Origin of the sequence: Ornithinimicrobium carbonis, from assembly GCF_050703245.1 — a bacterium.
In the GTDB taxonomy this organism is placed as follows: domain Bacteria; phylum Actinomycetota; class Actinomycetes; order Actinomycetales; family Dermatophilaceae; genus Ornithinicoccus.
Window position 1 is genome coordinate 3,685,262 of the sequence record NZ_CP192647.1, and the last position, 16,494, is coordinate 3,701,755.

Annotated in this window: 19 protein-coding genes; 7 read left to right on the forward strand and 12 right to left on the reverse strand. The window is 74.0% G+C overall.

What is annotated here, in order from left to right; genetic code table 11:
* Nucleotides 1-114: 114 nt before the first annotated feature.
* The 6 genes from ACQ95T_RS18455 to ACQ95T_RS18480 form a co-directional block, all read right to left on the reverse strand.
* Entirely contained in the window at nt 115-693 is a 579-nt protein-coding gene (locus tag ACQ95T_RS18455; RefSeq protein WP_431473258.1) for a sodium:solute symporter family transporter, read from the reverse strand.
* On the reverse strand, nt 576-1,652 hold the full coding sequence (locus ACQ95T_RS18460) for a cation acetate symporter (RefSeq protein ID WP_431473259.1): 1,077 nt from the start codon (nt 1,650-1,652) through the stop codon (nt 576-578). Before ACQ95T_RS18460 ends, ACQ95T_RS18455 begins: the two co-directional genes overlap by 118 nt.
* A complete protein-coding gene (locus tag ACQ95T_RS18465; RefSeq protein WP_425942477.1) occupies nt 1,652-2,086 on the reverse strand; it encodes a hypothetical protein in 435 nt (144 codons plus the stop codon). Before ACQ95T_RS18465 ends, ACQ95T_RS18460 begins: the two co-directional genes overlap by 1 nt.
* A gap of 119 nt (nt 2,087-2,205) precedes the next feature.
* Complete coding sequence (locus ACQ95T_RS18470; protein WP_431473260.1) at nt 2,206-2,850, reverse strand: LytR/AlgR family response regulator transcription factor; 645 nt, start codon at nt 2,848-2,850, stop codon at nt 2,206-2,208.
* A complete protein-coding gene (locus ACQ95T_RS18475) occupies nt 2,733-3,761 on the reverse strand; it encodes a hypothetical protein (protein ID WP_431473261.1) in 1,029 nt (342 codons plus the stop codon). Before ACQ95T_RS18475 ends, ACQ95T_RS18470 begins: the two co-directional genes overlap by 118 nt.
* The gene (locus ACQ95T_RS18480; RefSeq protein WP_431473262.1) at nt 3,722-4,933 is read right to left on the reverse strand and encodes a GAF domain-containing sensor histidine kinase; all 1,212 of its coding nucleotides are present in this window, start codon (nt 4,931-4,933) and stop codon (nt 3,722-3,724) included. The genes ACQ95T_RS18475 and ACQ95T_RS18480 overlap by 40 nt, the downstream gene beginning before the upstream one ends.
* A gap of 155 nt (nt 4,934-5,088) precedes the next feature.
* Here ACQ95T_RS18480 and ACQ95T_RS18485 point away from each other — a divergent pair, with 155 nt between their 5' ends.
* Complete coding sequence (locus tag ACQ95T_RS18485) at nt 5,089-5,439, forward strand: carboxymuconolactone decarboxylase family protein (RefSeq protein WP_425942485.1); 351 nt, start codon at nt 5,089-5,091, stop codon at nt 5,437-5,439.
* Here ACQ95T_RS18485 and ACQ95T_RS18490 read toward each other — a convergent pair.
* The 3 genes from ACQ95T_RS18490 to ACQ95T_RS18500 are packed head-to-tail and all read right to left on the reverse strand — an operon-like array spanning nt 5,357 to nt 8,761.
* A complete protein-coding gene (locus ACQ95T_RS18490) occupies nt 5,357-7,687 on the reverse strand; it encodes an MDR family MFS transporter (protein ID WP_431473263.1) in 2,331 nt (776 codons plus the stop codon). The genes ACQ95T_RS18485 and ACQ95T_RS18490 overlap by 83 nt on opposite strands.
* Nucleotides 7,684-8,154: a MarR family winged helix-turn-helix transcriptional regulator gene (locus tag ACQ95T_RS18495; RefSeq protein ID WP_431473264.1), complete on the reverse strand. Its 471-nt coding sequence runs from the start codon at nt 8,152-8,154 to the stop codon at nt 7,684-7,686. The genes ACQ95T_RS18490 and ACQ95T_RS18495 overlap by 4 nt, the downstream gene beginning before the upstream one ends.
* 10 nt (nt 8,155-8,164) lie before the next feature.
* Entirely contained in the window at nt 8,165-8,761 is a 597-nt protein-coding gene (locus ACQ95T_RS18500; RefSeq protein WP_425942489.1) for a 2'-5' RNA ligase family protein, read from the reverse strand.
* A gap of 176 nt (nt 8,762-8,937) precedes the next feature.
* Between ACQ95T_RS18500 and ACQ95T_RS18505 the strand changes: the two genes are divergently transcribed.
* From ACQ95T_RS18505 to ACQ95T_RS18520, 4 genes are read left to right on the forward strand one after another with little or no spacing between them, the layout of a single operon-like run.
* Nucleotides 8,938-9,411: a VOC family protein gene (locus ACQ95T_RS18505; RefSeq protein ID WP_425942490.1), complete on the forward strand. Its 474-nt coding sequence runs from the start codon at nt 8,938-8,940 to the stop codon at nt 9,409-9,411.
* Nucleotides 9,408-9,557: a hypothetical protein gene (locus tag ACQ95T_RS18510; protein ID WP_425942491.1), complete on the forward strand. Its 150-nt coding sequence runs from the start codon at nt 9,408-9,410 to the stop codon at nt 9,555-9,557. Before ACQ95T_RS18505 ends, ACQ95T_RS18510 begins: the two co-directional genes overlap by 4 nt.
* Nucleotides 9,554-10,240, forward strand: coding sequence for an RNA polymerase subunit sigma-70 (locus ACQ95T_RS18515; RefSeq protein ID WP_431473265.1), 687 nt, complete (start codon nt 9,554-9,556; stop codon nt 10,238-10,240). The genes ACQ95T_RS18510 and ACQ95T_RS18515 overlap by 4 nt, the downstream gene beginning before the upstream one ends.
* The gene (locus ACQ95T_RS18520) at nt 10,237-10,539 is read left to right on the forward strand and encodes a hypothetical protein (RefSeq protein WP_431473266.1); all 303 of its coding nucleotides are present in this window, start codon (nt 10,237-10,239) and stop codon (nt 10,537-10,539) included. The genes ACQ95T_RS18515 and ACQ95T_RS18520 overlap by 4 nt, the downstream gene beginning before the upstream one ends.
* A gap of 581 nt (nt 10,540-11,120) precedes the next feature.
* Here ACQ95T_RS18520 and ACQ95T_RS18525 read toward each other — a convergent pair.
* Together ACQ95T_RS18525 and ACQ95T_RS18530 are read right to left on the reverse strand one after the other, a co-directional pair.
* Nucleotides 11,121-12,695 carry a catalase gene (locus ACQ95T_RS18525; RefSeq protein WP_431473267.1) on the reverse strand — a complete coding sequence of 525 codons (1,575 nt, stop codon included), beginning with the start codon at nt 12,693-12,695 and terminating at the stop codon, nt 11,121-11,123.
* Nucleotides 12,611-13,375 carry a catalase gene (locus ACQ95T_RS18530; RefSeq protein WP_431473268.1) on the reverse strand — a complete coding sequence of 255 codons (765 nt, stop codon included), beginning with the start codon at nt 13,373-13,375 and terminating at the stop codon, nt 12,611-12,613. The genes ACQ95T_RS18525 and ACQ95T_RS18530 overlap by 85 nt, the downstream gene beginning before the upstream one ends.
* A gap of 324 nt (nt 13,376-13,699) precedes the next feature.
* On the opposite strand from ACQ95T_RS18530, the gene ACQ95T_RS18535 reads away from it, so the two are divergent.
* Complete coding sequence (locus tag ACQ95T_RS18535; RefSeq protein WP_431473269.1) at nt 13,700-14,590, forward strand: tocopherol cyclase family protein; 891 nt, start codon at nt 13,700-13,702, stop codon at nt 14,588-14,590.
* Between the two features lie 40 nt (nt 14,591-14,630).
* On the opposite strand, the gene ACQ95T_RS18540 is transcribed toward ACQ95T_RS18535, so the two are convergent.
* Nucleotides 14,631-15,209, reverse strand: coding sequence for a LiaF domain-containing protein (locus tag ACQ95T_RS18540; RefSeq protein ID WP_431473270.1), 579 nt, complete (start codon nt 15,207-15,209; stop codon nt 14,631-14,633).
* Between the two features lie 232 nt (nt 15,210-15,441).
* Between ACQ95T_RS18540 and ACQ95T_RS18545 the strand changes: the two genes are divergently transcribed.
* Entirely contained in the window at nt 15,442-16,446 is a 1,005-nt protein-coding gene (locus tag ACQ95T_RS18545) for an aldo/keto reductase family protein (protein ID WP_425942496.1), read from the forward strand.
* Nucleotides 16,447-16,494 lie beyond the last annotated feature (48 nt).

Sequence of the window (16,494 nt, forward strand, 5' to 3'; positions counted from 1 at the left end):
GGCCGGGGCCGTCCCGGGGCGACGAGCGGGCGGTGCCGTGCGACGAGCGGCGTCCGGTCGGCGCCGCCGCGTCCCGCGCCGGGGCGTCCCACCAGCCGGGTGGCACCCTGCCCGTCAGCGGCGGCCCGGGCCGCCCGGCATCCCGGTGGGGATCGACTCCGGGGTGTGCAGCCGCACGAGGGTGCGCCGCGCGCCCCGCGGGATCCGGTGCGGGGTGGCCAGGGAGACGCCGACCGCGGTGAGCAGGGCGACCGGCACCGTCCAGGCCGCCGGCTGGGCGAGCAGCGCCCCGCTCCAGCCCGGCCGGTCGCCGACGAGCACGGTGACCCCGATCGCCCCGGTCGCCAGCACCGCCCCCACGACGAGCCCGGCCGCCGCGCCCGGCACCGACAGCCGGGGCCACCACACGCCCAGCGCCAGGAGCGGGAAGAAGGTCGACGCGGCCACGACGAACGCCAGGGTGACGAAGGCCGCCAGCCCCACCTCGGGGAAGAACCGGCTCAGCCCGTAGGGCACGAGGACCGCCACCACCGCCGAGAGCCGGAACCCGGTGACCTCCGAGTGGTCCCCGCCCGTCACCCGGGCCAGCAGCGGTCGCACCAGGTCCTGGTTGAGCACCCCGGTGACCGCCACCGCCAGCCCCGAGCTCGTCGACAGGAAGGCCGCGAACGCCCCGCCCGCCAGGGCCGCCACCAGCACCTCTGCCCCCACGCCCCCCCGAGCACCTGCGCGGGCAGGCGCAGCACGACGGTGTCCGCGCGCCCCTCCCCCGGCGTGGCCAGGTAGGCCCGGCCCAGCACCCCGTAGACGACCGTCACCACGTAGAACATGCCGAGCAGCCACAGCACCCGCACGGTCGTGCGTCGCGCCTGGGCGCCGTCGGGGTTGGTGTAGTAGCGCACGACCACGTGCGGCAGCCCGGTGGTGCCCAGGGCCAGCGCCACGAGCAGCGAGAAGGTGCGGTAGAGGTGGTGCCGGTCGGGGTCCCCGCCCGTCAGCGGCAGCAGCCAGGAGTCGTCCACCTGCGGCACCGGGCCGCGGGTGGCCCACCAGACCGCGACGATGACCCCGGCGGGGACGGCGAGCGCGGTGAGCTTGACCCAGTACTGCACCGCCTGGACCAGCGTGATCGAGCGCATCCCGCCGGCAGCCACCGACAGCACGACGACGACGAGGACCACCGTCGCCCCCAGCCGCTCGGGAGCCCCCGTGACCAGCCGCAGCGTGAACCCGGCCCCCTGGAACTGCGGCACCAGGTAGAGCCAGCCGATGAAGACGACGAGCAGCGTGCACAGGTGGCGCACCGCCCGCGACTCCAGCCGGGCCTCGGCGAAGTCCGGCAGGGTGTAGGCGCCCGAGCGCCGCAGCGGCGCCGCGACGAGGACCAGCAGCACGACATACCCCGCGGTGTAGCCGATCGGGTACCACAGCGCGTCGACCCCGGTGTCGTAGACCAGCCCCGCGACGCCCAGGAAGCTGGCGGCCGAGAGGTACTCCCCGCCGATGGCGGCCGCGTTGCGCCCGGGCGTGACCGTGCGGCCGGCGACGTAGAAGTCGCTGGTGCGCCGGGACAGCCGCAGCCCGAAGACGCCGAGCACGAGCGTGAGCACGCAGACGGCCAGGACCGCCAGGCCGGGCAGCACCCCGGACACTAGTGGTCCCGTCCGACGACGTCGCTGAACCGGGTCTCCAGCCGCCCCGCCTGCCGGGCGTACCAGGCGGCCAGGGCGACCATCACCGGGTAGACGAGGACCCCGAGCAGCACCCACACGAGCGGCACGCCGCCCAGGCTCACCGCGCCGCTGGCGGGGACGACGGTCACGAGCAGCGGCACGCCCAGCAGCGCGACCGCGAAGACGCCCAGGACGGTCAGCGCCAGCCGCAGCTGGGCCCGCAGCAGGCCCTCGAGGTAGAGCTCGCCCACCCCCGTCTGCTCGACGAGGTCCGCGGCGGGGGTGCGCTGCCGGACAGGCGGGGCGCCGCGGCGGGACGAGGTCACCCGGACCCGCGAGGTATGCCGTCGCGCCGCCGCGACGTCATGCCTCCCGCCCGCCGCGTCCGGGGTAGGGGGCGGCGGCGTGGACATGGTGGGCAGGCTACGCCCCGGCTGCCGGCCGGGCGTTCGCCCCGGCCACCGCGGCGGGACTCTCGCCCGGTCGCCTGGGCCCCCCGAGCGGGACTCGTCGCGCGGTCGTCGCGGTCCGGTCAGCGTGGCCGCGAGCCCCGGGCCAGGATGTGCTCGCGGACCTCACGGGTGTGCCGCCGCGCCACCTGCAGCTCGGTCCCGTCCGGGACGAGCACGAGGGAGACCCTTCCCTGGCTCTGCCGGACCTCCGACACGTGCGCGAGGGAGACCAGCGTCGAGCGGTGGATCCGCACGAACCCCGCGCCGGCCCAGCGCTCCTCCAGCGTGCTCAGCGGGACCCGGAGCAGGTGCGAGCCGGTCGCGGTGAACAGCCGGGCGTAGTCGCCCTGGGCCTGCACGTAGCGGATGCTCGAACGCAGCAGGAAGCGGGTCACGCCGCCCAGCTCGACCGCGATGCGCTCGTCGGCCGGGACGCCGGCCGACGGAGAGCCGCCCTCCTGTCGGGCGGCCGGCCCGACGGCCGGGTCGGTCGGCTCGCCCGCCGTGACACCCTCGGCGGACGCGGAAGCACCTGCGGCGGGCGCGGACGCCATACCCTCCAGGACCCGGTCCACCGCGCGGGCGAGGCGGGACGGGGAGACCGGCTTCATGACGTAGTCCGTGGCCTGCACGGCGAAGGCGTCGACGGCGTGCTCCTCGTGGGCGGTGACGAAGACGACCTGGGGACGACGGGCGAAGCGGGCGACGATGCGGGCCAGCTCCATGCCGTCGAGCCCGGGCATGGAGATGTCGGAGAAGACGACGTCGACGTCGCCGGCGTCAGGGCCCGGAGCGCGTCGGTGCCCGAGGACGCGGGCACCACGTCGTCGAACCGTCCGTCCTGCTCCAGGAGGTAGGTCAGCTCGGAGAGGGCGGGCGGTTCGTCGTCGACGACGAGGGCGCGCATGACCTCATCGTAGGGGGGGGCGGCGGGGGGGGTGGCGGGGGGGCGGGGCGCGGGCGGGGCGCGGGCGGGGCGAGGCCGGGGCGCGGCCGGGGCGCGGCCGGGGCGCGGCCGGGACGGCGGCGGGCCGCGACGCCGGCTCAGCAACCGCGCAGGACCTGCGTCTTGACCCAGGCGGCCGACTGGTAGAGCCGGCGCGGCGCGGACCCGGCCCCGCAGGCTGCGGTCGGTCGCGGCGTCGGTCGTCCAGAGAAGCACCTCGGCGTCGGTGCAGCGCTCCATGAGCAGACGGGTGCGCCCGGCGTGCGGCGTGCTGGTCATCACCGCGACCCGCGACCAGCCGTGCCCGGCCGCGCGGTCGCCGAGGATCCGGGCCTCACCGCGCGTGGAGTACGGGTCGGGCAGGACGCACTCGACCCGGTAGGTCGCGGTGCGCAGGCCGCAGTGGTCGGTCGCGTAGGGCTCCCCGGTGCCGGCGTGGACCGAGGTGGTGGCCAGCAGCACGGGGGCGACGCCCCTGTCCATCACCGCCAGCGCCTCCTCGATGCGGGTCTCGACCGGACCGATGACGTAGACCGCGTCGACCGGTCCGACCTCGTCCACGGCCGGGGAGCCCACGACATCGACGGCCACCGAGACCCCGGTGACGAGCGCCGCGACCAGGGTCGCGGCGGAGGCGGTGAGCCAGGGCCTCATCCGGCCCGCGTGGACACCGGGGGCGTACTTGGGCACCCGGAAGACGACCTTCGTGCCCAGCCCCGGCGCGGTCTCGACGACGAGGCCGTGGTCGTCGCCGTAGACCTGCCGCAGCCGGGCGTCGACGTTGCCCAGCCCGACGCTGTCGGTGTCCTTGCCGTCCGCGGCGGTGTCCCCGTCGAGCGCGCTCGCTGCACCAGGTCGGGGTCGGAGCCGACCCCGTCGTCCTCGATGGTGATCTCCGCCAGGTCGCCCAGGTCGGTGGCCGTGATCGTCACCGTCCCCACCCCCTCCTTGTGCGCCAGCCCGTGGCGGACCGCGTTCTCCACGAGCGGCTGGACGGCCAGGAAGGGGACGGCCACGGTCAGCACCTCGGGCGCCACGAGCAGGTGGACCTGCAGCCGCTCGCCGAAGCGCGCCTGCTCCAGCACGAGGTAGCGCTCGATGTTGCGTAGCTCGTCGGCCAGGGTCGTGAACGCGCCGCCGCGCCGCAGCGCGTAGCGGGTGAAGTCGGCGAACTCCAGCAGCAGCTCGCGGGCCCGGTCGGGGTCGGTGCGCACGAAGGAGGCGATGGCGCCGAGGGAGTTGTAGATGAAGTGCGGGCTGATCTGGGCCCGCAGGCTGCGCAGCTCGGCCTCCATGGCCCGGGTGCGCTCGCGGTCGAGCTCGCCGAGCTCGAGCTGTCCGCTGACCCAGGTCGCCAGCTGCTCGGTCGCCCGGGCCAGCCCGGCCGAGGGACGCGCGGCGTAGGCGGCGATGGTGCCGATGACCCGGTCCTCCACGACGAGGGGGGCCACCACCCCCGCCCGGACGTCGCACTCGGGGTCGCGGCAGGGCAGGTCGTCCCGGTCGAGCACGACGACGTCCCCGCTGGTCAGCACCCGACGCGAGTGGTCGGGCGCCTGCGGGGAGTGGTGCTCACCGTGGCCGGACCAGGTGAGCAGCTGCTGCCCGTCGCTGATCGCCAGCGCCGACGCCCCGAGCATGAGCCGCAGGTGGCGGGCCGCGCGTCCCGCGTGCTCGGTCGTCAGGCCCGAGCGCAGGTGCCGACCCGCCTGGGACCCGGTGCGCAGCGTCTCGTAGGTGATCCGGTCCGCCTCGGAGAGGAACCCCCGTGCCTCCCGCCGGCGCCGCAGCCACAGCGCGGCCTGCAGGACCAGGAAGGCTCCGGCCACCACGATCGCGGTGGGGAGGTGGAAGTCCTGCATGCAGCGAGGGTATGCCGTGCCGCCCGTCCGTCCGCCCCCGGCCCCCCCCCGCCCGGGCGTGCCAGGCTGGGGAGCGCGGCCGTCGATCTTGGCGTCCACCGGCTCCCCGAGATACCCTCGGGGGTATCAGTTCCACCCGTTCAGTCAGGAGTCCCATGTCCCACGGTGCCCACGTCCTCGACAGCCTCAAGGCCCCCTCCCGCGAGCTGCGCTCCCGCATCCCGGACGTCTACGCCGGCTTCGCCGCCACCCACAAGGCCGCCCTCGCCGACGGCGAGCTGAGCACCGCCACCAAGGAGCTGATCGCCCTCGGCATCTCCGTGGCCACCCAGTGCGACGGCTGCATCGCCAGCCACGCCCGTGGCGCCGCCCGCGCCGGCGCCACCGCCGAGCAGGTCGCCGAGACCATCGGCGTCGCGATCCTCATGGCGGGCGGCCCGGCCACCGTCTACGGCCCGCGCGCGATGGACGCCTTCTTGGAGTTCTCCGGCGCCAAGGAGGCCTGAGCCTCCCGGTCGGGCCCAGCAGACAAGGATGTGCACCGCAGGCAAGGTCGACGACCTTGTCCCTGGTGCACAACCTTGTCCGTCCCGGACCAGATCCCGGCCGGGCCGTCCGAGCAGAACCCGGCCGAGGCCTACCCCCGCCCGGACGTGCCAGCCGGCTCCACCGGCCGGCCCAGGTCGACGAGCAGTGCGGTCGACAGCTCGGCGGCCGCCTGCCGCACCTTGTCCAGGTCGACGGCCGCGTGCCGCTCCTCCACGCTCGGCTCGATGCTCGAGAGCACTCGTCCCGGTTCCGCGCGGCCGCCGCGGCCTGCACGGCCAGCTCCTGGCGCAGCTCCGGGCTGAGCAGCCCGCCCTCCCGGTCCGCCCGACGGGCCAGCTCCACGGCGAAGCGCTCGCCGGCCGCCACCTCCTCGCGGTCGTCGCTGGTGAGCATCCTCGCCGCCCGTTCGAGCAGGCACCGGCCACGCTCCACGTCGCCCTCGCCGACCTCGGCCACGGCCCGGGTCAGCAGCGGCCGGTCCTCCAGGAGCACCTGCCGCGCGAGCATGGCCAGCTGCAGCCCCAGCACCCGTTCACGGGTCCGGGCGCCGACGTCGCCCTCCCGCAGGCTGGGGACGTACCCCCGGGACGGCGCACTCTGGGCCATCGTGTCGAGGTACTCCCGCTGCGCCTCCTCCGGCGTGTCGACGGTCTCGCGCAAGGGGATCGGCCGGATGGCCAGCGTCGCGAAGAAGACGACGACCACGATGGGCAGCCCCAGCACGAAGACGTCGTGCAGCTGGTCGGCCAGGCCGGCGCGCACCGCCGCGAGGACCTCGGGCGGCAGCCCCTGGGTCGCGGCCGGGTCGAGCGCGACGCCCGCGTCGATCTGTCCGAGCTCGGCCGCCCGCGCAGCGACCTCCGCGGGCAGGTAGCCGGCGATCGCGGACGTCATCCCCGCCGTCATCACCGAGCCGAAGACCGCGATCCCCACGGTGTTGCCGACGTTGCGGAAGAACTGCAGCGTCGCGGTCCCCACGCCCAGGTCGGCCCGGGACACCGCGTTCTGGACGACGAGGGTGTACTGCTGCATCGCCATCCCCAGCCCGGTGCCCATGACCGCGATCGCCGCGGTCATCGCCCACTCCGAGGAGTCCACGGTGAGCCGGGTGAGCATCCACAGCCCCACCCCGGTGACGACCGTGCCCAGCAGCATCAGCTCCTTGTAGCGCCCGGTCCTGGTGATGAGCAGACCGGCCAGGATCCCGACGACGATCATCCCCAGCATCATCGGCATCAGGATCAGGCCCGACTCGGTCGCCCCGGCCCCGAGCACCCCCTGGGCGTAGACCGGGACGTAGATGAGCGCCCCGAACATCACCATCGCCAGCCCGAAGGCGGCGATGTTGGCCCAGGTGAAGATGCTGTTGCGGAACAGTCCCAGCGGCAGCAGCGGGTTGTCGGCCCGCAGCTCGACCAGGACGAAGGCCGCCAGCAGCACCGTGCCCGCGGCGAAGAGGCCCAGCACCGGCGCCGAGCCCCACGGGTAGGTGGTGCCGCCCCACGAGGTCGCCAGCAGGATCGCCACCAGCGCCGGGGTCAGCGTGACGATGCCCAGCACGTCGATGCTGCCCCGGGTCGGCTCGTGGTCCAGGTGCAGGAAGCGGGCGATGATGAAGACAGCGACGATCCCCACGGGGAGGATCGCGAAGAACAACCAGCGCCAGCCCAGCGCGTCGGTGATCACTCCGCCGGCGAGCGGCCCGGCCACCGAGGTCACCCCGAAGACGGCGCCCATGAGGCCCTGGTACTTGCCCCGCTGCCGCGCCGGGATGATGTCGCCGATGATCGTCTGCGACAACGGCATCAGCGTGCCCATGCCCAGGCCCTGCACCGCTCGGCCGAGGACGAGCGTCCAGAAGTTGGGCGCCAGCCCCGAGATCACCGAGCCGAGCATGAACACGACCAGCCCGCCGAGGTAGAAGCCGCGCCGGCCGAAGATGTCGGAGAGCTTGCCGACGATCGGCACGACGATGGCCGAGACCAGCATGGCCGCGGTCGCCACCCAGCTGTAGTGCTCCATACCCCCGAGCTCGGCGACGATCCGCGGGATGGCGGGGCCGACGATCGTCTGACTGATCGAGGCGACGAACATGCCGAGCATCAGCCCGACGAAGACCCGCCGGTGGGCCGGGGTCATCCGGTAGGCGACGGGCTCGGGCGTGGGGTCGGGGGCGTCGGCGGGCGCGGCTGCGGGCGTGGTCACGCGGACCGCCCGGGTATGCGGTGGTGCCGGCGGGTGCGCTCGTCGTCGCGGCGGGTCTCGAGGCTGTCGGTGAGCTGGGACAGCAGGCGGGCGAGGTCGGCCCGGTCCGCGTCGTCCCATCCCTCGAGGGCGTCCGTGACGAGCGCGACCCGCCGGGCCCGCTCCTGACGGACGGCCTCCCGGCCGTACTCCGTCAGCCGCAGCAGGTGGGCCCTGCCGTCCGCCGGGTCGGGCTCGCGCGCCACCAGCCCCCGCTCGGCCAGCGAGGCCAGCCGGCGGCTCATGGTGGAGGGGTCGAGCCCCTCGGAACGGGCGAGGTCGCGGGAGCGGACCGCCTCCCCGACGTCGTCCTGGTGGGTGAGGTGGACGAGGACGGAGAAGTCGGGACGCGACAGCTCCCCCTGGAACTCGATGAGGAGGCGACCCATCGAGGCGAAGGCACGCGCCAGCTGCTCAGATACATGCATGATGCAACCATCATACGCCGTGCGGAGTGCCGATGCGTCCGTCGTACGCGCCGGACCCCGACCCGCCGAGCGGCCACCGGTGGACGAGATGGCAGCGGCCAGACTCCCACCAGGCCAGGTCGAGGGTCTCCGCCCGGGCTTCGAGGGGCAGCAGGCCCTCGAGCCGTGCGCGCGTGGACTCCTCGGTGACATCGCCGTGGACGAGGTCGAGGGTCAGGTGCGGGTCGGGCGCGAACTGCCCGCCGTAGGGCCGATGGTCGGGGAACTCCCCGACGAGCAGGGCCGTGAGCCGGGCGAACGGCTCGGCGGGTTCGGGCACGAGATGCACGATCCCGTTGGGGAAGGTGGCCACCCGGGCGAGACGGTAGCTGAACGGCTCCACCTGGGCCGCGACGTCGGCGACCCGGCCGGCCACCGCCTCGTCCAGGACGTCGACGAACGGACCCAGCGCCGTGACGTGGGCGTGCCCGAAGCGCGGGTCGTTCGAGACAAAGGCGGGATCGTGCTCCGCGGTCCGGGCGCGCACCCACCCCTCCAGGGCCGGCACCGACACCTGGAGCACGCTGTGGCCTATCCACCGCTCGTCCTGCGTCTCGGCCGGGTCCACCGGGGCACCGTAGCCCGGGCGGCCCGACCAGCTCGTGGAGCGGGAAGAACACCCCACCGATGAGTTCGGTCACCGGGACTGGTCGGACCCAGCAGCGGCACCGGACGGCGCCGCCGCGGCGACCGTCGCAGACCAGGGACGACCGTCGCCGACCAGGACGACCCAGGAGGAACGACATGCCACAGCACCAGGCGATCTTCGTCAACCTGCCCGTGGAGGACCTCGACCGGAGCCGGGCCTTCTTCTCCGGGCTCGGCTACACCTTCGACGAGAACTTCTGCGACGACAACGCGCTCTGCCTCGAGCTCGGCCCCGCCCTCTACGCGATGCTGCTGCGGCGGGACTTCTTCGACGGCTTCCACGACCGCCGGACCGCCGACACCGGCACCGTGGAGACGCTCCTGGCACTGTCGGTGGAGTCCCGCGCGGAGGTGGACGGTCTCGCCGACCGGGCCGCGGAGCTGGGTGGCACCGCGGTCCGCAGCGAGGACATGGGCCTGATGTACGGCCGCTCCTGGAGCGACCCGGACGGCCACGTGTGGGAGGTCATGTGGATGGACCCGGCCTTCACCGGGGATGGACCGGAGGTGCCCGACGGTGGGACGGTGGAGATCGACGGCGCGCCGGTCGCTGCCGGCCGTCGCGCATGACCGGGCCGGTCCAGGAGGGGTTGGTCCGTGAGGGGCCGGTCCGCGAGGGGCTGGTCCGCGACGGGCTGGTCCGCGACGGGCTGGTCCGCGACGGGCCGGCTCAGGACAGGCGGGTCCAGGACGGGTGGGCGAGGAGCGAGGCATGACGACGACCACGGGGACGCAGACGTTCGAGGAGCTGACCGCTCCGCTGCGCGGCGAGCTGCTCGCGCACTGCTACCGCATGCTCGGTTCGGCCGGTGAGGCCGAGGACCTGGTGCAGGAGACCTACCTGCGCGCGTGGCGGGCGTTCCACTCCTTCGAGGGACGTTCCTCGGTCCGGACCTGGATGTACCGGATCGCCACCAACACCTGCCTGACGGCCCTGAAGCAGCAGGGCCGCCGGCCCCTGCCCAGCGGCCTCGGGCAACCTCCCGGCGACCCGCACGTGCCGGTGGTCGAGGACCGCTCCCGCGACTGGCTGGAGCCTCTTCCGGACCGGATGGTCTGGGGCGAGGCCCGGCCGGACCCGGCCGACGCCGCGGTGGCGCACGAGGGTGTCCAGCTGGCGGTGGTCGCCGCCCTCCAGGACCTGCCGCCGCGGCAGCGTGCCGCTCTCGTGCTGCGCGACGTGCTGCAGATGTCGGCCGCCGAGACGGCCGAGGCGCTGGGGTGCTCGGTGGCCGCCGCCAACTCCGCCCTCCAGCGCGCCCGGGCCACCGTCGGGGACGGCATGCGGCAGGCCGGGCGCCGGGTGCACGAGCTCACCGCCGAGGAGCGCGAGATCTTCACCCGCTTCTGCGAGGCGTTCGAACGCTACGACGTGCCCCCGCCGTGGTGGAGGTCATGACCGAGCAGGCCACCTGGCAGATGCCTCCGTTCGACCGCTACTACGTCGGCCAGGAGGCCATCGCCGCCCTCATCGGGACTCAGTGCCCCGCCTCCGGGCCGCTCGACCTGCGCATGGTGCCGACGGTCTCCAACGGCCAGCCCGCCGCCGGGATGTACCTGCGCGGCGAGGACGGCGTCCACCGTCCCTTCCAGCTCGTGGTCGTCGACGTCGTCGACGGGGCGGTCACCGCCGTCGTGGGTTTCTTCGACGAGGCCGCCTTCGCGCGGGCCGGTCTTCCGGCCAAGCTGGCCGACTGACCGACTGGGCTGTCCCCGGCCGCCCGGTGACCCCGCCGGACGCCTCACCGGTCACCCCGCCGGACGCCTCCCCGGTCGCCCCGCCCGGTCGACCGGTCGCCCCGCGGATCGGCCGCCCGGTGGCCCCGCCGGAAGGCTGACCCGCCGCTCTGGGGGCCGTCGTACGCAGGACGGTGCGCCACTCAGGACGAACCACGCGCCTCCGAGAACCAGGATGATCAGCCCGTGCCACCAGGCGATGACGCCGGCGACGGCGGGCGCGACACCGGCGGCGATGACGACGGCCGGCGCCGCCAGGGCCCACCAGGCCGAGCGTCGGCTCATGGCCCGATCATCCACACGCCCGACTGTTCCGCAGGGCACCGGTCGCCCGCAAGACGAAGCTCCCCGTGCCGACGGCGGGCGATCCGGCCCCGGCCGAGACGGTCCGCGACAAGCAGGGCAGCCAACCGACCACCCCGCTGCGGCGTGTCGCGTGCTGCACCATCCGTGTTCTGGCACATGACACGCAACAACGGCCGGGCACAGTGCGCGACACGCCGGGGGGCCGGCCCCTGACTCACCGCCTGCCGTGCCGCGGCTCAGACGTCGCGCTCCCAGCGGCGCATCGCCCCGCAGGCGGTGAAGAAGTCCTCCGGCGTCGTCGTCGACAGGTCCAGGCAGGCCTGGTCCAGGCGCTCGGCGATCGCGCCGGCCTCCAGCAGCGGGCGGGCGCCGGGCACGTAGCCGATGAACTTGTAGTGCGAGAACGCGTCGGCCACGAAGTCCCGGGTGGCCGGGTGGCCGGCCAGCTCCTCCGCACCGGCGCCCTCACCGAGGAGGGCGACCGCGTCGAAGAGGACCGAGGGGCCACCGTCGATCTTGTGGTCGACCGGGCGGCGCTCGCCGCCGGCCAGGGTGACTCCTCCGATCTTGAGGGCGATCGTCTCCACCATCGCGCCGCCGTCCTCGAAGGCCTTCGTCAGCGCGTCCAGCACGGCTGCGTCGGTCCCGTCGGTGACGACGATGCCCAGCTTGCGCCCGGCGAAGCTCTCCGGCGCCCTCGCCTCCATGCTCAGCGCCGGCGACTCAGGCAGGTCGTGGTTCGGCTGCACGTGCGGGGTCGTGGCCTCGGGCAGGTCCATCCCGAGCCCGTCGGCCACCCCGGCCGCCAGCTCCTCGTCGACGTTGCGCAGGTTGGCCACGATCCGCTCCCGGACCACCGGGATCTCGCACTTGGACAGCTCGAAGACGAACGCCATCCGGATGTGGTCCTGCTCGACCGGGCTCTGGCTGCGCCAGAACTGTCCGGCCTGGGAGTAGTGGTCGGCGAAGCTCTCGGCGCGCACGCGCCGCGTGTCGCCGCTCTCCGGGCGCTCCACCGTGCGGAAGCCCGCCTCCCGGTCGGCCCGTGGGCCGGCGGCGGCCCCGGTGAAGGAGTTGGGCTCGTAGGTGGCCCGACCGGCCTGGCGGCCCATCTGCATGTGGCCGTCCCGCTGGAAGTGCATGACGGGGCAGCGTGGGGCGTTGACCGGCAGCTGGCTGAAGTTGGTCGAACCGAGGCGCTTGAGCTGGGTGTCCAGATACGAGAAGTTGCGACCCTGCAGCAGCGGGTCGTTGGTGAAGTCGATGCCGGGCACGACGTTCTGGGTCATGAACGCCACCTGCTCGGTCTCGCTGAACACGTTGTCGACCACCCGGTCCAGCCGCATCGTGCCGATCACCCGCAGCGGCACCTGCTCCTCGGGGATGATCTTGGAGGAGTCGAGCACGTCGAACTCGAAGGAGTCGGCGAACTCGTCGTCGAAGGCCTGGACGCACAGGTCCCACTCGGGGAAGTCGCCGTTGTTGATCGCCATCCACAGGTCACGACGGTGGAAGTCGGGGTCGGCGCCGTTGATCTTGACGGCCTCGTTCCACACCACCGACTGCAGCCCCTGCTTCGGCACCCAGTGGAACTTCACGAACGTGCTCTTCCCCTCGGCGTCGACGAACCGGAAGGTGTGCACACCGAAGCCCTGCATGAAGCGGAACGACCTCGGGATCGTGCGGTCCGACATCTGCCACAGCAGGGTGTGGGTCGACTCGGGCATCAGGCCGACGAAGTCCCAGAAGGTGTCGTGCGCCGACTGCGCCTGCGGCCAGCCCCGGTCCTGCTCCTCCTTGACCGAGTGCACGAGGTCGGGGAACTTGATCGCGTCCTGGGGATGAAGAACACCGGGACGTTGTTGCCGACCAGGTCCCAGTTCCCCTCGTCGGTGTAGAACTTCGTCGCGAACCCACGGATGTCGCGGGCCAGGTCGAAGGACCCCATGTTGCCCGCGACCGTGGAGAACCGGACGAACACCGGCGTCTCCTTGCCGGCCTGCGCGAACAGCGAGGCCCGGGTCAGGTCGGACAGGTCCTCGGCGGCGGTGAAGGTGCCGTGCGCGCCATACCCCCGCGCGTGCACCACCCGCTCAGGGATCCGCTCGTGGTCGAAGTGGAAGATCTTGTCGCGGAGGGCGAAGTCCTCCAGCAGGGTGGGCCCGCGGTCACCGACCTTCAGGGAGTTCTGGTCGTCCGAGAGGACCTGCCCCTGCGAGGTCGTCATCGCAGGTATGCCGTCGCCCGGCAGCTGGTGCAGCTCGCCACCGGTCCCGGGCTCGGTCGCGTCGGTGTAGAGCGGGTTGTCCGCAGCGGCACCCGCGTGGCGGGGCGTCGGCGGCTGCGGAGGGACCGGGTCCTGGGGGTAGTCCGGGAGCCGGGGGCCGCCGTCCTCCACCGCCGGCACGGACGGGTCGCTCGGCCGACCGCCCTTGCGGCCGTCCCCTCCCCGGGACGTCGGAGCGGTCTTGGCTGACTTCTTCGTGGCCATCTGGGGTCCTCCCGCGTCGTTCGCTCGCCGTCGGTGGCGACGCCTCCCACGCTAGGACGGTCGTGCCGCCCCGTCCTGCCGAAGCCGGACGGGGCCGGTCAGGGAGCTCGAGGGGCGGCCGGCCGGTCGCGGGCCTAGCGTGGGCACGGTGATCTCCTCCGCGCTCCGCCGCTACCGCGCCACCGGTGCCGACCTGCCGGGGGGCGACCCGCGCCGGGCCCACCCGGGCGTGGCGATGGAGGGCTACTTCTGGCGTCTGACGGACGTGGCCACCGGCCGGGTGCTCATCGCGCTCGTGGGAGTCAACCAGGGACCCGACGGCCCGTGGGCGACCGTCGGGCTGGCTCCTCGGACGGCTTCCTGCGCACGGCCGCGGTGGCCGGCGCCACGGCCGACCCCTCCGGGCTGGGGGCCACGGCGGGCGCAGCGGCGGCGGGCCGGGACGGGTCACCGAGCTTCAGCGGGAGCGCGACCCACCTGCACGTGCAGCTGGACGACGCGATGGTCGACGTCTGCCTCGAGCCGCTGGCCCCCTGGCCCCGGCGGGCCCTGGGCGGGTCCAGCATCTTCCAGGCGGTGCCCCGGCTGAACCAGTACTGGCACCCCTGGCTGCTCGGCGGACGCGCCACGGGCACGGTCCGCCTCGGCGACGCCCGCTGGGAGCTGGACGGTGCGCAGGTCTACGGGGAGAAGAACTGGGGCGCCGAGGGGTTCCCCGACTCCTGGTGGTGGGGTCAGGCCCACGGCTTCGCCGAGCCGGGGGCAGCCGTCGCCTTCGCCGGGGGCCAGGTCCATGCCCGACCCCTGGGGCTGCCGCTGCGCACCGAGGTGACCGGGCTGGTCGTCCGCCTCCCGCAGGGGCGGGTGCTGCGGCTGGGCGACCCCGGGCTCAGCCCCGTCCGCGCCACCGTCCACGACGACCGGTGGCTCCTGGCGGGGACCCACCGGGCCGGAGGCTGGCGGGTCGAGGTGGAGGCCTCGGCCCCGGTGGGCGACGCCCACGTCCTCCCCGTCCCGCTGCCGTCCCAGGGTCGCAACACCCCGGGGGCGCTGGAGCACCTCACCGGCACCATGGAGGTGCGGGTGACCCGCGGCGGGCGGCCCGTGTGGAGCGGCGTCTCCTCCCTCGCCGGCCTCGAGCACGGCGGTCTGCGGCGGGCGGAGGCCGAGCTCGCCCGCCGGGGCGGTGACCCGACGCCGACGACGGCTCGCTGAGGCCCGGCGTCAGGACCCCGGCGAGAGGCGCTCGGCCGCGTCAGGACCGCTTCGGCTGGGCCCAGCGCCACCCGCGGGGCAGCTTCTCGCCGGCCGCGACCGACCGGACGCGCACGTCGCCGAAGACCGACCAGCCGGTGACCACGAGCCGGCCGCCGGAGGGCGGGGTCGTCCCGGTCGCCGCCGCACCCACCTCGGCCCGGGCGTCACCCAGCAGCGTCATCCCCTGGATCTGCACGTCCGTGCCCTCGGGCACGAGGATCTTCGCGCTGCCGAACAGGCTGTAGAGCTCGACCTCCAACGTCTCGCCGGGGCGCAGCACCTGGCGCAGGTCCAGCTTGCTGTCGCCGAACACCTGGTAGGCCACCGTCTTCCTCGCGGCGTCCCACGACCCGGTCCGCACGAGGTCGCCAAACGCCGACACCATCGGCTGGTCACGGTCCCGGCGGGCGGGCAGGTTCCCCGGACCGGAGGGGTATGCCGCACCGCCTCCCTGCCAGGAGCCCGGCGCCCCGGGGACGACCTCGGGCATCCCGGCGCCCGGCGTCTGCGGGCCGGGCAGCGGCGGGGGGCCGCAGCGCGGGGTCGATCCCCGGCCCCGGCAGGGCAGGGTCTGCACCGGGCGGCGCCGCCAGCTCCTCGCCCTCCCGAGGACCCTGCCCACGCTGCTCGTCCTGCCACCCCGACCCGTACGTCATACCCCCACCGTAGCCGCGGCCACCGACGGTGGAGGACGCCCGCCGCAGACGTCGACCCCGCGGGGACGTCGACACCCGCCGGGTCCACCTCGACCCCTCGGGGGGTGGACACCCACGGCGCGGAGCACGCCTCTCCGTCCGTAGGCTGGGGGGATGGAATTCAGGTACCTCGGCAACAGCGGGCTCAAGATCAGCGAGATCACCTACGGCAACTGGTTGACCCACGGGTCCCAGGTGGAGAACGAGGTGGCCCACCAGTGCGTGCGCGCCGCGCTCGACGAGGGCATCACCACCTTCGACACCGCCGACGTCTACGCCAACACCAAGGCGGAGAGCGTCCTCGGCGAGGCCCTCAAGGGCGAGCGCCGGGAGAGCCTGGAGATCTTCACCAAGGTCTACTGGCCCACCGGCCCGGGCGGCCCGAACGACACCGGCCTGTCCCGCAAGCACGTGATGGAGTCGATCGACGGCTCGCTGAAGCGCCTGCAGACCGACTACGTCGACCTCTACCAGGCGCACCGGTTCGACACCGAGACGCCGCTGGAGGAGACGATGCAGGCCTTCGCCGACATCGTCCGCCAGGGCAAGGCGCTCTACATCGGCGTCAGCGAGTGGACCGCCGACCAGATCCGCGAGGGCCACCGGCTGAGCAAGGAGCTGGGCTTCTCGCTCATCTCCTCCCAGCCGCAGTACTCCATGCTCTGGCGGGTCATCGAGCCCGAGGTCGTCCCGGCCTGCGAGGAGCTGGGCATCTCCCAGATCGTCTGGAGCCCGATGGCCCAGGGCGTGCTGAGCGGCAAGTACCTCCCCGGCGAGCAGCCCACCGAGGGTCGGGCGGCCGACGAGAAGATGGGCAAGGGGATGAAGGGCTTCATGTCGGACGAGACCCTCACGGCGGTGCAGAACCTGAAGCCGTTGGCGCAGGAGGCCGGCCTGACGATGCCGCAGCTCGCGGTCGCCTGGGTGCTGCAGAACCCGAACGTGGCCGCCGCCCTCGTCGGCGCCTCCCGCCCCGAGCAGGTCAAGGACAACGTCAAAGCGGCCGGCGTGAGGCTCGAGGCCGACCTCATGGGCAGGATCGACGACGTGCTCGACGGGGTCGTCGAGCGCGACCCGGGCAAGACGGCCGAGAACGCGCCGCAGACCCGGGTGGCCTGAGGGGACTGCGCGACGCCGGCCGCCGGCCGGAGGGGTGGCAGCCTTTCC